15 protein-coding genes and 1 riboswitch are annotated in these 16,345 nt (G+C 55.9%); of the genes, 3 read left to right on the top strand and 12 right to left on the bottom strand.

What is annotated here, in order from left to right:
* Nucleotides 1–4 precede the first annotated feature (4 nt).
* From EGO56_RS20060 to EGO56_RS20050, 3 genes are all read right to left on the bottom strand, one after another.
* Entirely contained in the window at nt 5–1,621 is a 1,617-nt protein-coding gene (locus EGO56_RS20060; protein WP_135910804.1) for an ABC transporter substrate-binding protein, read from the bottom strand.
* A gap of 24 nt (nt 1,622–1,645) precedes the next feature.
* On the bottom strand, nt 1,646–2,158 hold the full coding sequence (locus EGO56_RS20055) for a GNAT family N-acetyltransferase (protein ID WP_061060799.1): 513 nt from the start codon (nt 2,156–2,158) through the stop codon (nt 1,646–1,648).
* Between the two features lie 473 nt (nt 2,159–2,631).
* The gene (locus EGO56_RS20050) at nt 2,632–3,078 is read right to left on the bottom strand and encodes an NUDIX hydrolase (RefSeq protein ID WP_135910803.1); all 447 of its coding nucleotides are present in this window, start codon (nt 3,076–3,078) and stop codon (nt 2,632–2,634) included.
* Nucleotides 3,079–3,381: 303 nt separating this feature from the next.
* Between EGO56_RS20050 and EGO56_RS20045 the strand changes: the two genes are divergently transcribed.
* Nucleotides 3,382–4,152, top strand: coding sequence for an ABC transporter substrate-binding protein (locus tag EGO56_RS20045; RefSeq protein WP_135910802.1), 771 nt, complete (start codon nt 3,382–3,384; stop codon nt 4,150–4,152).
* A gap of 34 nt (nt 4,153–4,186) precedes the next feature.
* On the top strand, nt 4,187–5,260 hold the full coding sequence (locus EGO56_RS20040) for a DUF2817 domain-containing protein (protein ID WP_135910801.1): 1,074 nt from the start codon (nt 4,187–4,189) through the stop codon (nt 5,258–5,260).
* Nucleotides 5,261–5,262: 2 nt separating this feature from the next.
* Here the strand turns inward: EGO56_RS20040 and EGO56_RS20035 are convergent, their stop codons facing one another.
* A complete protein-coding gene (locus EGO56_RS20035) occupies nt 5,263–6,036 on the bottom strand; it encodes a HalD/BesD family halogenase (protein WP_135910800.1) in 774 nt (257 codons plus the stop codon).
* Between the two features lie 99 nt (nt 6,037–6,135).
* Between EGO56_RS20035 and EGO56_RS20030 the strand changes: the two genes are divergently transcribed.
* Complete coding sequence (locus EGO56_RS20030) at nt 6,136–7,041, top strand: LysR substrate-binding domain-containing protein (protein WP_135910799.1); 906 nt, start codon at nt 6,136–6,138, stop codon at nt 7,039–7,041.
* Between the two features lie 107 nt (nt 7,042–7,148).
* Here the strand turns inward: EGO56_RS20030 and uca are convergent, their stop codons facing one another.
* The 8 genes from uca to EGO56_RS19990 all read right to left on the bottom strand — a co-directional run bounded on the left by uca (nt 7,149) and on the right by EGO56_RS19990 (nt 16,334).
* Nucleotides 7,149–10,754, bottom strand: a complete 3,606-nt coding sequence (gene uca, locus EGO56_RS20025; protein ID WP_135910798.1) for an urea carboxylase — start codon at nt 10,752–10,754, stop codon at nt 7,149–7,151.
* A gap of 110 nt (nt 10,755–10,864) precedes the next feature.
* Nucleotides 10,865–11,500 (bottom strand): urea amidolyase associated protein UAAP2, encoded by a 636-nt coding sequence (locus tag EGO56_RS20020; protein ID WP_135910797.1) that lies wholly within the window; start codon nt 11,498–11,500, stop codon nt 10,865–10,867.
* Nucleotides 11,501–11,510: 10 nt separating this feature from the next.
* A complete protein-coding gene (locus tag EGO56_RS20015) occupies nt 11,511–12,239 on the bottom strand; it encodes an urea amidolyase associated protein UAAP1 (protein WP_135910796.1) in 729 nt (242 codons plus the stop codon).
* Nucleotides 12,236–13,021 carry an ABC transporter ATP-binding protein gene (locus tag EGO56_RS20010; protein ID WP_135910795.1) on the bottom strand — a complete coding sequence of 262 codons (786 nt, stop codon included), beginning with the start codon at nt 13,019–13,021 and terminating at the stop codon, nt 12,236–12,238. The genes EGO56_RS20015 and EGO56_RS20010 overlap by 4 nt, the downstream gene beginning before the upstream one ends.
* Nucleotides 13,018–13,833 (bottom strand): ABC transporter permease, encoded by an 816-nt coding sequence (locus EGO56_RS20005; RefSeq protein WP_013196263.1) that lies wholly within the window; start codon nt 13,831–13,833, stop codon nt 13,018–13,020. Before EGO56_RS20005 ends, EGO56_RS20010 begins: the two co-directional genes overlap by 4 nt.
* A 24-nt stretch (nt 13,834–13,857) precedes the next feature.
* A complete protein-coding gene (locus EGO56_RS20000; protein ID WP_135910794.1) occupies nt 13,858–14,913 on the bottom strand; it encodes a putative urea ABC transporter substrate-binding protein in 1,056 nt (351 codons plus the stop codon).
* Nucleotides 14,914–14,973: 60 nt separating this feature from the next.
* Nucleotides 14,974–15,072: riboswitch (guanidine-I (ykkC/yxkD leader) on the bottom strand.
* Between the two features lie 318 nt (nt 15,073–15,390).
* A complete protein-coding gene (locus tag EGO56_RS19995) occupies nt 15,391–16,047 on the bottom strand; it encodes a hypothetical protein (RefSeq protein WP_135910793.1) in 657 nt (218 codons plus the stop codon).
* Nucleotides 16,047–16,334: a hypothetical protein gene (locus EGO56_RS19990; protein ID WP_238349042.1), complete on the bottom strand. Its 288-nt coding sequence runs from the start codon at nt 16,332–16,334 to the stop codon at nt 16,047–16,049. Before EGO56_RS19990 ends, EGO56_RS19995 begins: the two co-directional genes overlap by 1 nt.
* Nucleotides 16,335–16,345 lie beyond the last annotated feature (11 nt).

The raw sequence follows: 16,345 nt of genomic DNA, 5'->3' as shown, positions 1-16,345 counted from the left end.
CGTATTAATGTTCGCTCAACCAGACGTCATAGACGTTTTCGGGCATCTGTTTAAAACTGCGGAACCCGACACCGTGCACATAACTGGCCGCAGCAATCTGATCTTCCGGCTCATACAACGGCACCGCCAACGCCTGTTGCGGCAGGGCATATTGCTGAAGCTGGCTGTAGAATTTACGGCGCTGATCGATATCAAGCGTGGCGGCAGCCTGGTCGAGCCAGCCATTAATTTCCGGGCTGTTAACGCGGCTGTAGTTAATCGGTCCACCTGCTTTCACCGGGCGGTAGTGGTTTTCGATATCGATGCCGTCGGTTTCCGTATTGGAGTTGGCGATCGAACCGAACTTGCCGGTATTCCGCACCTCAACGTAGGTGCCGGAGTCGACATAACGCAGTTTCAGCTCCACACCAAGCCGTTGACGCACCTGAGCCTGAATCGCCTGCAACAGCACATCACGCTGGTCACGCACCGTTGCCTGGGCCTGGATTACTTCGATAGTCAGACGCTGACCATCTTTGGTGCGAAAGCCGTCGGCATCGCGTGTTTTCCAGCCCGCCTCATCGAGCAAGGCATTGGCCGCTGTCGGGTTGTTACCGTATTTACCTTCCAGATCGTTGTTGTAGAGCGGATCGATCGGTGAGGTAATCCCCCAGGCACGGGTCCGCTCGCCGCGATACACCGATTGAAGGATGGGATCGATATCCAGCCCCTGGAGTAATGCCTGACGCACCTTCACATCCTGCGTCGGGCCATATTCCACGTTGAGAAACAGTGAATAAGGTGTGCCCGTATTCAGGGCATGCTGGTAGGTGAAATCGCGGTTGTCCTTAAACTCCCCGGCATCGTTACCGGATATCCCCTCAATCACATCCACCTGGCCGGACAGCAGTGCACCGGTGCGTACTGACGATTCCGGCAGGAAACGGTAGGTGACACGGTCCAGCCAGGCCGCTCCCTGATGATGCGCGGTGGCAGGCGCCCAGTTGTAGTGGGGGTTTCTGACGAAGGTAACCTGTTGGCCCTTTTCGTAGCTTTCAAGGATAAAAGGCCCGGTTCCCGCAATCTCCTTGCCACCCGCTTTGAGCTGCGACGAGCGCCAGCTGGCCGGTGCGAGGATTTGTAATCTGGCCGCAAAGGCGAGGAACGGTGAATACCCCTGCTTCAGGGTGATGGCTACGGTATGGTCGTCCGGCGTGCTGATGGTGTCGATACGTGAGCCGACCGCGCACAGGCTACTGCCTGCGCAATACGCGGCGTCCTGCAAATGTCGGAAGTTTTCTGCCACCGCGTTAGCATCCAATTTTTCGCCGTTGGAGAAGCTCACGTCGCGACGCAGGTTGAAACGGTAGCGCTTACCGTCCGGGCTGGCTTCATAACTTTCTGCCAGCCAGGGTACAAAACTGCCATCATTACGCCGCGCCAGCAGCGATTCCCAGACGTTACGCAGCACCACCTCGGCTTTTGACTGGCCATTGAGCTGGGGGTTAAAGGGTACGGGTTCGGTTTCTACACCGTAAGTCAGGCTTCCGCCGCTACGTGGCTGCTCAGCAGCAAAAGTATAAGAGGCGCTTCCCAGCAGGCAGGTAAGACTCATCGCGACAGTCAATGCATTCGCTTTCATAATTTCCCTGGTCGTTTCAGATGTTTAATGTGAGGTGAGTAAACTGGCATTAAATTCCTTTTTCAGAAAAACCAATGCTTCACCTAATGGATTGGTGCGATGATAAAAAGGTTCATAGCCACGACGTTGATAAAGTTCACTCAGCCAGGGATGTTTAATCGCCGTAGCCAAATAAACGCCAGGAGCTTTCAACGTGTCTTTGAGCAATATTTCTTCGGCCCAGTTAATTATTTCTCGTCCATAGCCCTGGCCTTTAAAATCCGGGTCGACAGCAAACCAGTGAATGAAGGGCAATGATGAGGGTGCATTGTCATCCTGCTGCCACGTGAAACGTACGGTTAGCGTCGCCACGGCACGTTTCCACTTGCGCAGTACCAGCACTGTTTCCTGCTCAATGGTGCGGCGCACCTGATCGACATTGCCTCGGGAAATGGTGAAATGCACATCCAGCGCCACCAGCGAAGCATAGGCACGCTGTAATAAAGCAAAAATTTCTTCCGCATCGTCAGGTGTTGCTACCAGAATGGACTGACTCATTATTTCTATCTCCCCCGTCAAATCATTGGGGAATTATCAAAACCTGCCAGTACAAAGTAAAATGAAAATAATGAGAATCGTTTTTTTAAATACAGAAATTATTCAGAACGGCGCAGTATAGAAATAAAACATAAGATAATGATAAAAATGACTATGATTTTATCAGGGAGTGAAAGTGGTTGTTGACCGGGAATGGGGGCAACAGGCTTCAGGCGTGTCCAGGTCAGCCTGCTTCAGGGAAAGGACAATCTGTTCTTCGGTGAATCATGACTTTTCACCGGCACAATCTCAGCTCGTGGAAGTGAATATCATGCCGGAATTCTGTTTCTGAATGGAGCAGGAGGTCGGGCCACGATCATGATGAAGACTGAACGTTTCACGTGATTTACTGAAGCCTCAATGATGACGTATTCTGGTGCGGCGTTTTTAACCTGTGCCGTTGATTGACAGGCCCGGAGTCAGAAGATAGTTGATCACTCATCCGGTATTGAGCAGATATCAGGAATATTTGAGGGATAAACGATATCGTCAGTATTTCTCAGCTCATTCAGATCCCACCAGTGATAATTGGCAATGACTGTTTTTTCATTATCAGTCCATCCGCTGGTACTGATATCTTCATCATCTGTTTTAATTAAATAAAATCGCTCATGCGCCAGAACAATTTCACCGCTGGGGAGCGCCATCTCAAACGTTCTCTCTGTTAGCGGCTGCCCCACCGCATCAACGTTAATACCTGTTTCTTCCCTGAGTTCCCTGAGGGCTGCCTGCTCAAAGGTTTCTCCTGTTTCCACGCCTCCACCGGGCGTTGCCCAGTATACTCTGCCTGCCAGCGCATCACTTTCATGCCTGAATCTGAATAATAAAACCTGATTGAGAGCGTTCATGATCAGTAAACGTGCAGATTTACGGGTACGCACTGGATAACTCCTTTTTCACATACGATGTAAGTCAGTGTAACTGATTTAGCGTGTAAAAATTAAACAGAGTCGAAGCTAAATTAATTACTGCTTTCAGGCTCCCGTTCCGGACCTCTCAAGCCTTCCATCCCGTAACAGATTTAGTATTAAGCAAAATTTAACGCCGTATCAATAATTCGCACAGTCCCTTAATAACATAAGATTTTACTCTGGCAGAACGCGGTTTATTCGCTGGCAGCAAAACAGGCCGCATGTTATTAAATTTAAATGTTGTGCTTAATTTCACCTGTCGGGAAATAAAATATGAAAAAGAGCGTATCTCTTGCATTACTGTTTTCGCTTACTGCGTTCACCCAGAGTGCACTGGCCCAGCAGACACTTCGCTTTGGCGTTGATCCGACGTTCCCGCCGTTTGAATCTAAAGCGGCTGATGGGTCGTTACAGGGCTTAGATATTGATATTGGCAACGCCATCTGCGCGCAGGCAAAGGTGAAGTGCCAGTGGGTGCAGATGGGTTTTGACAGCAGCATCCCTGCCCTTCAGGCGAAGAAATTTGACGCCATCCTGTCGGCAATGTCGATGACCGACAAACGTCGTCAGCAGGTGGCATTCAGCGACATGTTGTACAACACCCCGAGTGCCCTACTGGCGCCAGCGGCCAGCAAGCTGACGACCGACGTTGCCTCATTGCGCGGTAAGACAATTGGTGTGGCTCAGGGCACCATCCAGGAAACTTACGCCAAAACCAAATGGGAGTCGCAGGGCGTCAAAATCGTCTCTTATCCTAATCAGATGGAAGTCTACCCGGATCTGGTCGCCGGACGTCTTGATGGCAGCCTGGCGAATGCGGTCTCTGCTGAACAGGGATTCCTCACCACATCGGAAGGCAAGCCGTACGCCATTAAAGGGACGCTGGTAGATAAAGTGATATTTGGTGATGGTGTCGGTATCGCGTTACGCAAAGGCGATGAGGCAAATCTGAAGATGATCAACACGGCGCTGGCAGAGATCCACAAAAACGGCACCTACGATCAGCTGACCAAAAAATACTTCAAATTCAACGTTTATCCGTGATGCGGTTCGCGCGCCGCATCGCAGGAGGCTGAACATGGCATTACCCGATTACCGCGCTCAGCGCGCACGCTTTCTTGCCGCTGCGCAGAATAAAGGCGCAGAAATCACTTCTTACCCGCACCCTCTCCCTGGCCCGCAGGGCGAAGCGCTGTATACGGATGTGGCACGGTTGGGACCCGCCACGGCATCACGTCTGATGCTGGTGGTCTCCGGCACGCACGGCGTTGAAGGCTATTATGGTTCGGATTGTCAAATCGCCTGGCTCGATGCGCTGGATGAAATAGCATTACCCGCTGATACCGGACTGTTGCTGGTTCACCTGCTCAATCCGTGGGGAGCAGCCCATTTACGGCGCGTAAACGAAGACAATATCGATCTCAATCGTAACTTTATCGACTTCAGCCAGCCCGTTCCGGCCAACCCGGATTATGCGCAATGGCACGGAATCTATCATGGCGACCGTGCCAGTGCGGATCGGCAGTTGGCCGAGGCGCTGGAGGGTGAAGGCTGGCAGGCAGTTAAACGCGTGGTGGAAGCCGGACAGTATACGTTTGCGGATGGGTTCTTCTTCGGCGGACACCAGCCCAGCTGGTCTCACCTGACGATGAAGGCGATCATCGACCAGCATCTCCTGGTTGCAAAAACCATCCTCAGCTTTGATCTGCATACCGGCGCTGGCGCGTGGGGGCATCCGATGCTGCTGTCCATTGCAGAGCAGCGTTATGCTGCCCATGAGTGGGGCAAAGCCATTTACGGTGAATGGCTTACCGTGTTGTTGACCGGTAACGGACGTGACAGCGTAACCGGTGTCACCGCCACCGCAACGGGATATCTGTCGCAATACCTGCTGAGTTCCCTTCCTGACACACTGATATTGCCGTTGGTGGTGGAATGCGGGACTTACGAGGGTCCGGATATGCACCGGCGGGTGCGTGAAGATCATTGGCTCCATCTCACTGGCGATCCGGCCAGTGCGGCTGGCCAGATGCTAAAGCAGCAGCTGGTCGAGGGATTCTGGCCCGAAGATGCGGACTGGCGTGCGTTAGTGGCTTTCCGCACGCAGCAAATCTTTCAGCGCGGCTGGCGTGCCCTGACGGACACGCTCTGATTTTATAGTCTGCCGTAAAAGGTCATTCGGGCTGTTTCTGACAGCGCGATGTCAGGCTGAGTATTGTAAGCCAGCACAGCCAGCATCCGCGTGACCTCGCCTTCGGTCGGCGTCACGCGATGCAGGGAGTTACGGCCGCGAAACAGCACCAGATCGCCGGCATCAATCTCCAGCGCGTCAACCGGCTGGCGCGCGTCCAGTACTGCGTCGACACCGTCGAAGTTCATCTCACCGGCATCGGCATCACGTAGATCCTTCACATACTCAAACACGCCGCCCGCCAGCGGTTTCTGGACCAGCAAGGTGATAGCAAAAGAGGAGTTGTCGAAGTGCCAGCCCAGCTCCTGGCCGTCAGACGCATAGTGCAGGTTAATCGAAGAAAGCGGGTCGGCATAAGGATAGAGCGCTTCCTCTCCCAGTACATCGCACAGGAAATGTTTGAACAGGTCATCGTTATAAAGCTGGCGCAGCGGTGAGTCGGCAGCAATAACATCATCTGTAATGCATCCTTTGGTGCTGAGCACATCCCGGTTGCGCGGGTGATCCGCGCGGAACGCCTCATCCGGCTTCATCAGGTAGACATTGTGTTTGCTGCGGGTGTGATAGGCCAGATGACGCCGGGCATTGCCCTCTTCAATAATCGCCTCCAGAGCATGAGGTTGTAAAAACTGACGCAGTACCAGCGCGCCGGCGTGGTTTAACTGCTCACGACAGCGCTGACGCCAGCCCTGATCGGCCAGCGGATGAAGATCAAGACGAACGAGGGATCCAGACATAGCAACATTTCTCATGATGGGCAGGTGTGATGTTACTCTACCTGTCGCCTGCCACGCTGCGTAACGATAAAAACTTACTGCCCTGATAAGGAAGAGTTAATGCCTGCCCAATTGCCAAGGTTGCCCAAAATCAGCGTCATACAGTCCTTTAAAGTGGCCGCCGAACTGGGCAGCCTGGCAAAAGCTGCCGCCCAGCTGGCTTTGACCCCGGCGGCGGTCAGCCAGCAGATTCGCCAGCTGGAGGAACAACTCGGCAGCGCGCTGTTTCTGCGCACGCAGAGCGGCGTGATGCTGACCGAAACCGGCAAAGAGTATCTGCGCTATGTCACCGAAGCTTTTGATATTTTGCACCTCGGCCAGCAGAACATCCGTCATGCGGCCAGCGCCCCAAAACTCACGATTTACGCACTACCGGCGCTGGCGTCGAAATGGCTGCTGCCCGAACTGACGTACTGGCGCGATCGTTGCCCGGATATCGATCTCTCGTTACATGGGACCCATTCATCGGTCGATTTCACGTCGATGCCCGCCGATTTCGTAATCTGCTTTGGTGAAGATCGTTACCCGCAGCTGGATAAGATCAGATTGTTTCAGGATGAGGTGCTGCCGGTGGCCAGTCCGTCTCTGCTTCGACGTTTCACGCCGGAAACGATCTTAAGTCAGGCGCCGCTGATCCACCTCGACTGGGGTAATGAAGGACGATTCCTGCCGGACTGGCAAAGCTGGTTTCAGGCAAAAGGCATGGATGAACCGCTGCCGCAGCCCGCATTCAGCTTTAACCTGACCTCACTGGCGATTGATGCGGCGGTGGCTGGTGTTGGACTGCTGCTGGGACAGCGACGCCTTATCGCGCCAGAACTGGCGCGTGGCGATCTGGTGGTGGTGGATGATCTTTGCCTGCCGCTGAGCAAACCCTATTTCCTGGCGTGGCCGCAACGCACGCTGAGTCAGCCTGGCAGTGAAGCGATGATCGACTGGCTAAAAGAACTGGGCGCGCGGTGCTGATACCCGGCTGCTGTGATGCATGTTGCCTGCGCCCGCCAGCAATCTGCCGCTGACGGGCGCAGCGGCATTCAGCATGAACTTATCCGGCTGGCCGGTTGTCATCGTCGTTACGCGTTATCTTCAACGATTACCGCCACGCGTTGCCCTGCACGCACTGCGCTGCCTGGCTGGACGCTGACCTGCTGAATAATGCCGCTGCACGGGGCCAGAAGTGGGATCTCCATCTTCATCGACTCCAGCACCACCAGGATATCTCCTTCCCGCACCCGGCTGCCTGCGGTCGCCTGCACCTGCCAGAGATTGCCGGAGACCGGACTTTCAACCCCCTGCTCGCCTGGCTGCAGCGGCGCGTCGCCGCCTTCTTCCGCTACGTTTTCCTGACTGTCGAAATGGGCCTGGCCGCTGGCTATCCAGCGGTCACGTTCCGCATTGAATGCGGTTTGCTGATGCTCACGAAATTCGCCGATACTCTCCGCTTCACGCGCAAGGAAATCCTGATACGCCGCCAGCCGCAGCGTGCTGTGCTCAATGCGCAGCGGATAGCGACCCAGTGGAAAGTCGCGACGAATCTGCAGCAGTTCCTCAGCAGAGACCGGATAAAAACGGATCTGATCAAAAAAGCGCAGCAGCCAGGGCTTACCGCCAAAATCGGCTACTTCGTGATATCGGTTCCACATCTGCAGCGTGCGGCCCACAAACTGATAGCCGCCAGGCCCCTCCATGCCATAAACACACAGATAAGCGCCGCCGATGCCCACTGAGTTTTCCGCCGTCCAGGTGCGGGCGGGGTTATATTTCGTCGTCACCAGCCGATGACGCGGATCCAGCGGCGTGGCAACCGGCGCGCCAAGATAGACATCGCCCAAACCCATGACCAGATAGCTGGCCTCAAACACGGTGTTCCAGACGGCCTGCTCATCCGGCAGATCGTTTATCCGCCGGATAAACTCAAGGTTGCTCGGGCACCAGGGCGCGTCCGGGCGCACGGTGGTCATATACTTTTCGATCGCCTTCTGACAGGCGGGATCGTCCCAGGAGAGCGGCAGATGCACCACACGTGTCGGCACCTGAAGGTCGTCACTCATGCAGACCCTCTCCCACTCACCGCGCACCCACGCCAGCAGCACGTCTGGCGTCAGCGTCTCCGGCTGGAAATGGATTTGCAGCGAGCGGATGCCCGGCGTGATATCAATAATGCCGTTGCGGGACTGCGCTTCCAGCGCCTGCATCAGGGCGTGAATGCGAAAGCGCAGCACCAGATCCAGCTCCGGCTCGCCTGCCTCCAGCAGCAGATGCGTATCGCCAGAAAGCCGCGCCACCAGACGTTTATCGGCCTCGCCGCAGGTCATTATTACCGGTGACATCAGCGGCGCAGGCGCCCAGTGAATCTCCTGTGGCTGTAGCGTGGTCAGCTCGTTGCGACGTCCCTCTGCCAGTCGCCGTGCCGTCGGGATATCCACCGGAACAAACTGCACTTTGTCACCCGCTTTGAGCTGTCCCAGTTGCCAGAGATCCGCTTCGATCACCGTCGCCGGGCAGACGAACCCGCCGAGACTCGGGCCATCCGGTCCCAGGATGACCGGCATATCACCGGTAAAGTCTACCGCGCCAATGGCGTAAGGATTGTCATGAATATTTGAGGGGTGCAGTCCCGCTTCGCCGCCGCTGTCGCGGGTCCAGATCGGCTTGGGCCCAATCAGGCGCACGCCTGTGCGGCTGGAGTTAAAGTGCACTTCCCATTCTGTAGCAAAGAACGTCGCCATATAGTCAGGCGCGAAGAACTCCGGCGCGCCGTGGGGACCGTAAATTACGCGCAGCGTGCGAACCGGCGCGAGAGCGGTGCGCAGCGCAACGGGCAATTCTGTTCCGGCTGTGTTCGTAGTCCGTGGCGCGAGATGCAGCACATCACCGCTGCTCAGCGCACGACCAGCGTGTCCGCCAAACTGACCGAGGGTAAAGGTGCTTTTGCTGCCTAAATAGTCGGGCACCTGAATACCGCCGCTCAGGCAGAGATAGCTTCTGACGCCCGCGCCATTCATCGCGCCCAGCTTTAGCGTTGATCCCGCCGGAAGGGTAAACACAGCGTCCATCGCCTGTTCAACGCCATCCAGCGTGACACTGAGCGGCGCACCGCAGACCACCGCCTGAATCGCCGTGTTAAATTTCAGGGTGGGCCCGTTCAGGGTGATTTCCAGCGCGGCGTCACTCTCGTCATTGCCCAGCAGACGGTTGCCTGAGCGCAGAGCGCGATCGTCCATCGGCCCCGACGGCGGCACACCGACTGCCCAGTATCCCAGTCGTCCGGGATAGTCCTGCACGCTGGTCTGGGTGCCGGCACTCAGAACCTCAACGGTGGCCGCCTGATAGCTGAGCTGCTCCAGGCAGCGGGTCCAGGGTTCACCCGCCGTAAAGGGCTTAAAGGCTAAAATCTGCTGGAGATAGCGGCGGTTGGTTTCAACGCCATTGAGGCGGGTTTCTGCCAGCGCCTGTGCAAGTGCGGCGATGGCTTCATCGCGCGTAGCGCTGAAGGCAATCACTTTTGCCAGCATCGGGTCAAAGAATGGCGGGACTTCGCATCCGGCCTCCACCCAGCGGTCGATGCGCAGGGTTTTATCGTCGGCTGCCGGGAAATGGACTTCAGTTAACAGTCCGGGTGAAGGCTGGAACTGCCGTCCCGGATCTTCTGCATAGATGCGTGCCTGCACGGCATGGCCCTGTGGATTCAGCGTGGCGGCTAATGCGCTTAGTGGCGGAAGATCGCCTGCCGCCAGCTCTATCATCCATTTCACCAGATCCACGCCCCAGACCTGCTCTGTCACGCCATGTTCAACCTGCAGGCGGGTATTCACTTCAAGGAAATAGAACTGCTGCGCTGCGCTGTCGTAAACAAATTCAACCGTACCCGCGCTGCGATAGTTCACCGCTTTCCCCAGGGCGATAGCCGCCGAGCAAAGCGCTTCGGCCATGCCAGCCGGCAGATTCGGCGCAGGCGTCTCTTCGATCACTTTCTGATTACGTCGCTGAATCGAGCAGTCGCGCACGCCCAGTGCGATAACCTCGCCCTTTCCGTCACCGAAAATCTGGACCTCAAGATGACGGGCGCGTTCGATATATTTTTCGAGAAACACCCCGGCGTCGCTGAAGTTGTTCTGGCCGAGGCGCTGTACGGTTTCAAACGCGTCTGACAGTTCATTCGCATCACCGCAGACGCGCATGCCAATGCCGCCACCGCCCGCCGTGCTTTTCAGCATCACCGGATAGCCGACACGCTCTGCGGCGCGGCGAGCTTCGCTGACATCCGCCAGCAGCTCACTGCCCTCCAGCAACGGCACGCCTTCGGCCTTCGCCAGCGCGCGGGCCGTATGTTTCAGGCCAAAGGTCCGTAACTGCTGCGGCGTGGGACCGACAAAAATCAAGCCGGCGGCCTCGCACGCTTCCGCAAAGGCGGCGTTTTCAGAAAGAAAACCGTAGCCCGGATGGATCGCTTTTGCCCTGCTCTGCAGCGCGGCGGCGATGATTTTTTCCGTCACCAGATAGGTTTGTGCCGCCGGGCCTTCACCCAGGCTCAGCGCGTCATCCGCCTCGCGAATATGTAAGCTGCTCAGGTCGGCTTCGGAGTAAACGGCAACGCCTTTCACCTGCATGGCATGCAGCGTGCGAAGGATGCGACAGGCGATCGCGCCGCGATTGGCAATCAGTAAGGTTTCAAACATAGGCGAACTCTCAGGGATGCGGGTCGTCCCGCAAAATTCGATATTCCCTGGGGCCGTCCCCGGGGCTGACCGGCACTATAAAGGTGGCCGGAGAAGTTCAGAGGGCTGGCTCAGTTCCACACCAGCACTTCGGCGGGCGTCGGGTTCCAGCCGTTGCAGGGGTTATTCAGCTGCGGACAGTTGGAGATCAGCACCATTACATTGCATTCGGCCACCAGGTCGACATATTTGCCGGGCGCAGATAAGCCGTCTTCGAAGGTCAGACCGCCTTCAGGCGTGACCGGAACGTTCATAAAAAAGTTAATGTTGGCGCCGATATCCCGCTTGTGCAGACGGCCATCATGCAGGCAGGCGCACAGGAAGTTATCCCGACAGCTGTGCATGTAGCGCTTATCGTGGGCATAGCGCACGGTGTTGCTCTCCTGGGAACAGGCACCGCCCAGGGTATCGTGGCGACCGCAGGTGTCGGCGACGATCGTCAGTAATGGATTGCCGAGATTCGAATAGAGCACGCTGCCGGTGGTCAGATAGACCTTGCCCTGACGACGCAGCGTGCGCTGAGGATCGTAGCGTTCACGTGGGTTGTCGGTGTTGTAAAACAGGGTATCTATCGCCTGATTGCCTTCGAGGTCGAGCAGTCGCAGCGTTTGCCCTTTTTTGACTTCGAACAGCCACGGCTCGCCTGCCGGGATCACGTGCCGATAGACGGCATCTTCAGGACGACGATCAGAGTGGACAACGGTCATCGCAGCCTCCTTACAGGGCAAAAAGTTGAGTGTTGTGAAATGCACGCTGGTTTTCACCGCGGTTAACGATCGCCTCGCTGACTGCCTGCATATCGTCGGCCTGATACCAGCTCAGCTGGACCGGACGCGGGAGATAGTCAGTGGCCGGATCCTGCGGATGTGGCAGCGCGGTCAGCACCATCAGCACATCCATGGGCGCGTAAAGCTCAACGAAATCCCCTGCGCGGCTGTTATCCGCGCTGAACCCGAAGCGCCCCTGCTCATCAACCGTTACCCTGCTGAAAAAGTTGACGACCATCAGCAGATCTTCCAGACCCAAATCCCATTTGCCCATCTCAACCAGCAGATTATCCACGCCGTTGCGATAGAAGCCGTTGCGCAACTCCTGATAGCGACCGGCACCGTACTTCTCCTGTGTTTCCGCCGCGTTGAGTACGCCGCCAAATGGATCGTGCCAGCCACAGCTGTCCGCAACAATCGCGGCCATCACGCGGCCCATATCGGAGTAGAAACAGTGGCCGGTAGTCAGGCGTGCGGTGTGCTGACCTTTCAGGGTGTCCGGCAGATTGAGCCGTTCACTTTTCTCGTGCGGATTGAGCATCATCATGCTGACGTTCGCGCCGCCTTCGATATCGGTCAGGCGCAGGATCTGCCCTTTGCGCAGAATCAGCGAGGTATGCGCGCCACCGCGCAGCGGCTCTTCGCGCAGGCTCGGGGCTGAATGAAAAAGTTCTGTCATTGAGCGGTCTCCTTTAAAGGGGAAATGTTGTTTCTGCTGTTGGTCGCCAGCTGTGATAGCCGCGTCTCATTAAGCGGGATGTCGTAGGTGATACGCGCGCCCCACGCATTGGGGGCCTGCGGGTCGATGCGCACCTTGTCGAACACCAGCAGCCGGGTGCCGAGATTGAAACCTTCGGCAAGGTCGTGCGTGACCATAAAGACCGTCATCCGGGTTTCGCTCCACAGCTGGAGCAGCAACGCATGCATATCTTTGCGGATGCCGGGATCCAGCGCGCCAAACGGCTCATCCAGCAGTAGCACGCGTGGCTGCATCACAAACGCCTGTGCAATCGCCAGCCGCTGCTGCATTCCGCCGGAAAGCTGCGCCGGATATTTATCCAGCGAATGGCCCAGCCCGACCTTCTCCAGCATCTGTTTAGCCTGTTCGCGTGCCTGGCGTTTTCGGGCACCAAACAGCCGACCTGTAAAAGGTGACGCCGGAAGTTCGAGGCCAATGGCGACGTTATCCAGCACGTTGAGATGAGGGAAAACCGAATAGCGCTGAAACACCACGCCACGGCTGCGATCCGGCTCTCCGGGGAGTTGCTCACCGTCCAGCGTGATTGATCCCCGTGTCGGCTTCTCCTGACCGAGCAGCAGGCGTAAAAATGTCGATTTACCGCAGCCGGACGCCCCTACCAGCGAACAGAATTCGCCCTCTTTCACCTGCAGATTGATGCGCTCCAGCACCACGTGGTCGCCATACTCCTGCCAGATATTTTTGATATCGATAAAACTCATTCCCGGCCTCCTTCCGCCCAGGGGAAACAGGCTTTGTGCAGCTGCCGCAGCGCGAGATCCATCAGCCACGCCAGCAGCGTGATCCAGATGACATAAGGAATGATCACATCCATCGCCATATAGCGGCGGACGAGGAAAATGCGATAACCCAGCCCGGCGGTAGCGGAGATGGCTTCGGCGGAGATTAGAAAAAGCCATGCCGATCCCAGCAGCAGACGCAGCGACGTTATCAGCCGCGATAACAGCTGCGGCAGCACGACCCGCAGCACCACCGTCCAGCTGTTCGCTCCCAGGGTTTGCGCTTTGATAAACAGCTCTGCGGGGATTTCGCGCGCCCGATGCTCCAGATCGCGCGCCAGCATTGGTGTGATGCCAATGACGATCAGCATCACTTTTGACAGTTCATCCAGCCCGAAGACGATAAACAGCATTGGCAGCAGCGCCAGCGGCGGGATCATCGACACCACGGTCATGAACGGTGACAGCGCCGCGCGGGTCATCGGAAAGACGCCCGCAGCAATGCCGATGCACAAGCCAATTACCGAAGAGAGCGCCAGGCCAGTCAGCAGACGGGTTAAGCTAATCCACGTATCCGCCCACAGCAGATACTCCCCGCTGCGCTTGTCCGGCGTGAACGCCATCCGGTCGATGGCCGCGATCATCTGCGACAGGCCGGGCAGCAGTTTGTCGTGGGGATTCGCCTCCAGACGCACTGCCGAACTGATAAACCACGCGGCGATCAGCAACACAAACGGTAACAGCATCAGCGTCAGGCGCATTCCCTGCCGGGGATAGCGGTTGATGTGGCGCATGGCAAAAACTCCTGAGTCCGGTGATTACAGCTTGCCCGCAGCGGCCAGCTTCAGATAGCTGTCGTCAAAGCGCAGTTTGATGTTTGCGATGTCGCCGACGGTGACGTTGCCCGGGAAGCGCATGCCGATGAAGTCAGCGCTTTGCGCGCCCTCACCCAGCAATCCTTTATCAAAGGAGAACGCAGCGACGCGCTGCATGGTTTTCGCTAGATCGGGGGATGAGACAAAGGTCTGGGTTTCGGCGGGGGTCCAGAACAGGTGGGTGGTTTTCAGCTGCGCATTATAACCGGCGAGGTCCGTACCGGAATCGGCCGCCATGGCACTCAGCGCCTGGGTGTCTCCGGCCTGCATCTTCGCCATCATCTCGAACCAGGCACCGGTCAGCGCCTTGCCGAGTGCGGGGTTATCTTTCAGGGTGTCGGTATTGACCACCATCATGTCAATCAGCTCGCCCGGCACGGCCGATGAGCTGAACACTTCTGTCGTCTGCGGTGTCTTTTTGATGACTGAAAGCTGCGGGTTCCAGGCCACAGCCGCTTTAACGTTGCTGGTGCCGAACGCTGAGACGATATCGGCATCGGAGGTGTTCACGACTTTAACGTCTTTTTCCTGCAGTCCGGCCTTCTCCAGTCCGCGTACCAGCAGATAGTGCGACACTGACAGCGCAGGCAGATAGACCGACATCCCTTTCAGATCGCTGAGCTTTTTATTTTCGCCTTTCAGCACCACACCGTCGTTGCCATCGGAATAACTGCCGGTGATCAACGCCGTGCTATCAATGCCGCCGGCTGCAGGAATGGTCAGGGCATCCATATTCGTCATGGTGCAGCCGTCGAACTGCCCGGCGGTGTACTGGTTGATCGACTCGATGTAGTCATTGAGCTGAGTGATATGAATTTTGATGCCATATTTGCTGGCCCATTTATCAATGATCTTCTCATTGCTGATGGTGCCCCAGGGCATCCAGCCCGCGTAAATGGTCCAGCAGATGTTGAACTCTTTTTTGACGGCGGCGAAAGACGGCGCGCTGACCAGCAGCGTCAGCGAAAGAATCAGCGTCAGGAGGGGGGATTTCTTCATGATTGACCTCTGGTTGGCACAAAAAAACGGGAGCAGCGCAGGACACCAGATGGTGCCGCTGTCTCCCGGGCTTTTGTCCCGCCGTGTAACCTCGCAGAGGTCGCCAGCTCTCGGACCAGACATTCACCTGCGTGAACCGGAACCCTAGCCAGCTATTTGCTATCAATGTGTCATACGCTGCTTACTGCTAAGATTTCAGCAAATGGCGTGCCAGAAATTAAAGCCAGAAATATCAGCAAGGTAGACGGGTTTCGGCACAGAAGGCACCGGGATGGTGAACCAGCAACGGGCATTGCACATAATCAGTGCTGTGGTGGGGAAGCTATGAGGGCGGCTGACGCTCTGTGAAATGTAAACTTAGAGTAAAAATACAGGATAGACCTGGACAAGCAAAAGAATCCTTATCAGATCCTTTTGCTTGTGAGCATCTTAGCTGTATATGAATTTGAATCAGGCATATGGCCAATTTAGTCACTGTCAATTATTTGATTTCGCCGGTAACCCCATTTCGATGGTCTCAAGAGATTTGAGCATATAGGGAGTGAAATCAATCTCTTTGCCGTCAACGACATTAATCATTGAGCCAAAACCCCAAAAAGCAGAATAGCTATGATTTTGTATCAGGCAGAATGATAGCCTTTTCTTCACTCCTTTCTGCTTTTCCTCCAGGGGAATATTGCTGTCGATAACCGCATAGCCACGGGCATTGACTGACTGAATATTAAACAGCTTCAGAGGCTGTAACTCGCTCAGGCTTTTGATGCCATAAACATCAAGAGAACGCTGGGTTTCTTTTCTGTTTCTGATATATCCTTTCTTTTTCCACCGATCCGTTTTTTTATCAAGGTAGACCTTTTCAGCAAGCGATCTGTTTAGGCCATATCCGTCATTGATGACATCAACAGGAAACAGGCAAAGCCAGGATGCTGATGGCGGGTATTTATTATGCTCTATTGGATGGAATAGTTTTAATGAAACAATTTCGCAGCTAGCTGTATTAGCCAGGTAGTTACCTCTGTGTAATGATAGCTGGTCGAAAGACGACTCACTGAAGCTGTCTGGAATGGTTATTTCAGGCGTTATTTTTCCGGATGTAAAACACGGGATTGCCATCAGCAGTAATAATTTCTTCATCAGCCTCTCCTTAGCTGGCCTGATTCTGGTTTTTCGTTGACCGGATTGTTATGGCTGTCCGGGAATTTCTGCTCGGTGAAGACGGCTATCGCGCTGCCGTAGACACAGCAGCGGGTATTAAAGCCATTCAGCCCCTGATATCGGTCGTTATCGATCTGACCCGGCAGGTTGACGGTGGCACTGGCCCGCCAGAAGGCCGGGCTGCGGTAGTAAATCTTTATCCCGCTCAGCCGGGGAGTGACGTTGCTCCGCTCCAGCACATGTTCGGCATCCGCGTAGGGGGCCATATCCCTTGCCA

The organism is Pantoea vagans (genome assembly GCF_004792415.1).
Taxonomy (GTDB): Bacteria; Pseudomonadota; Gammaproteobacteria; order Enterobacterales; family Enterobacteriaceae; genus Pantoea; species Pantoea vagans.
This window is presented reverse-complemented; position numbering and strand designations above follow the sequence as displayed.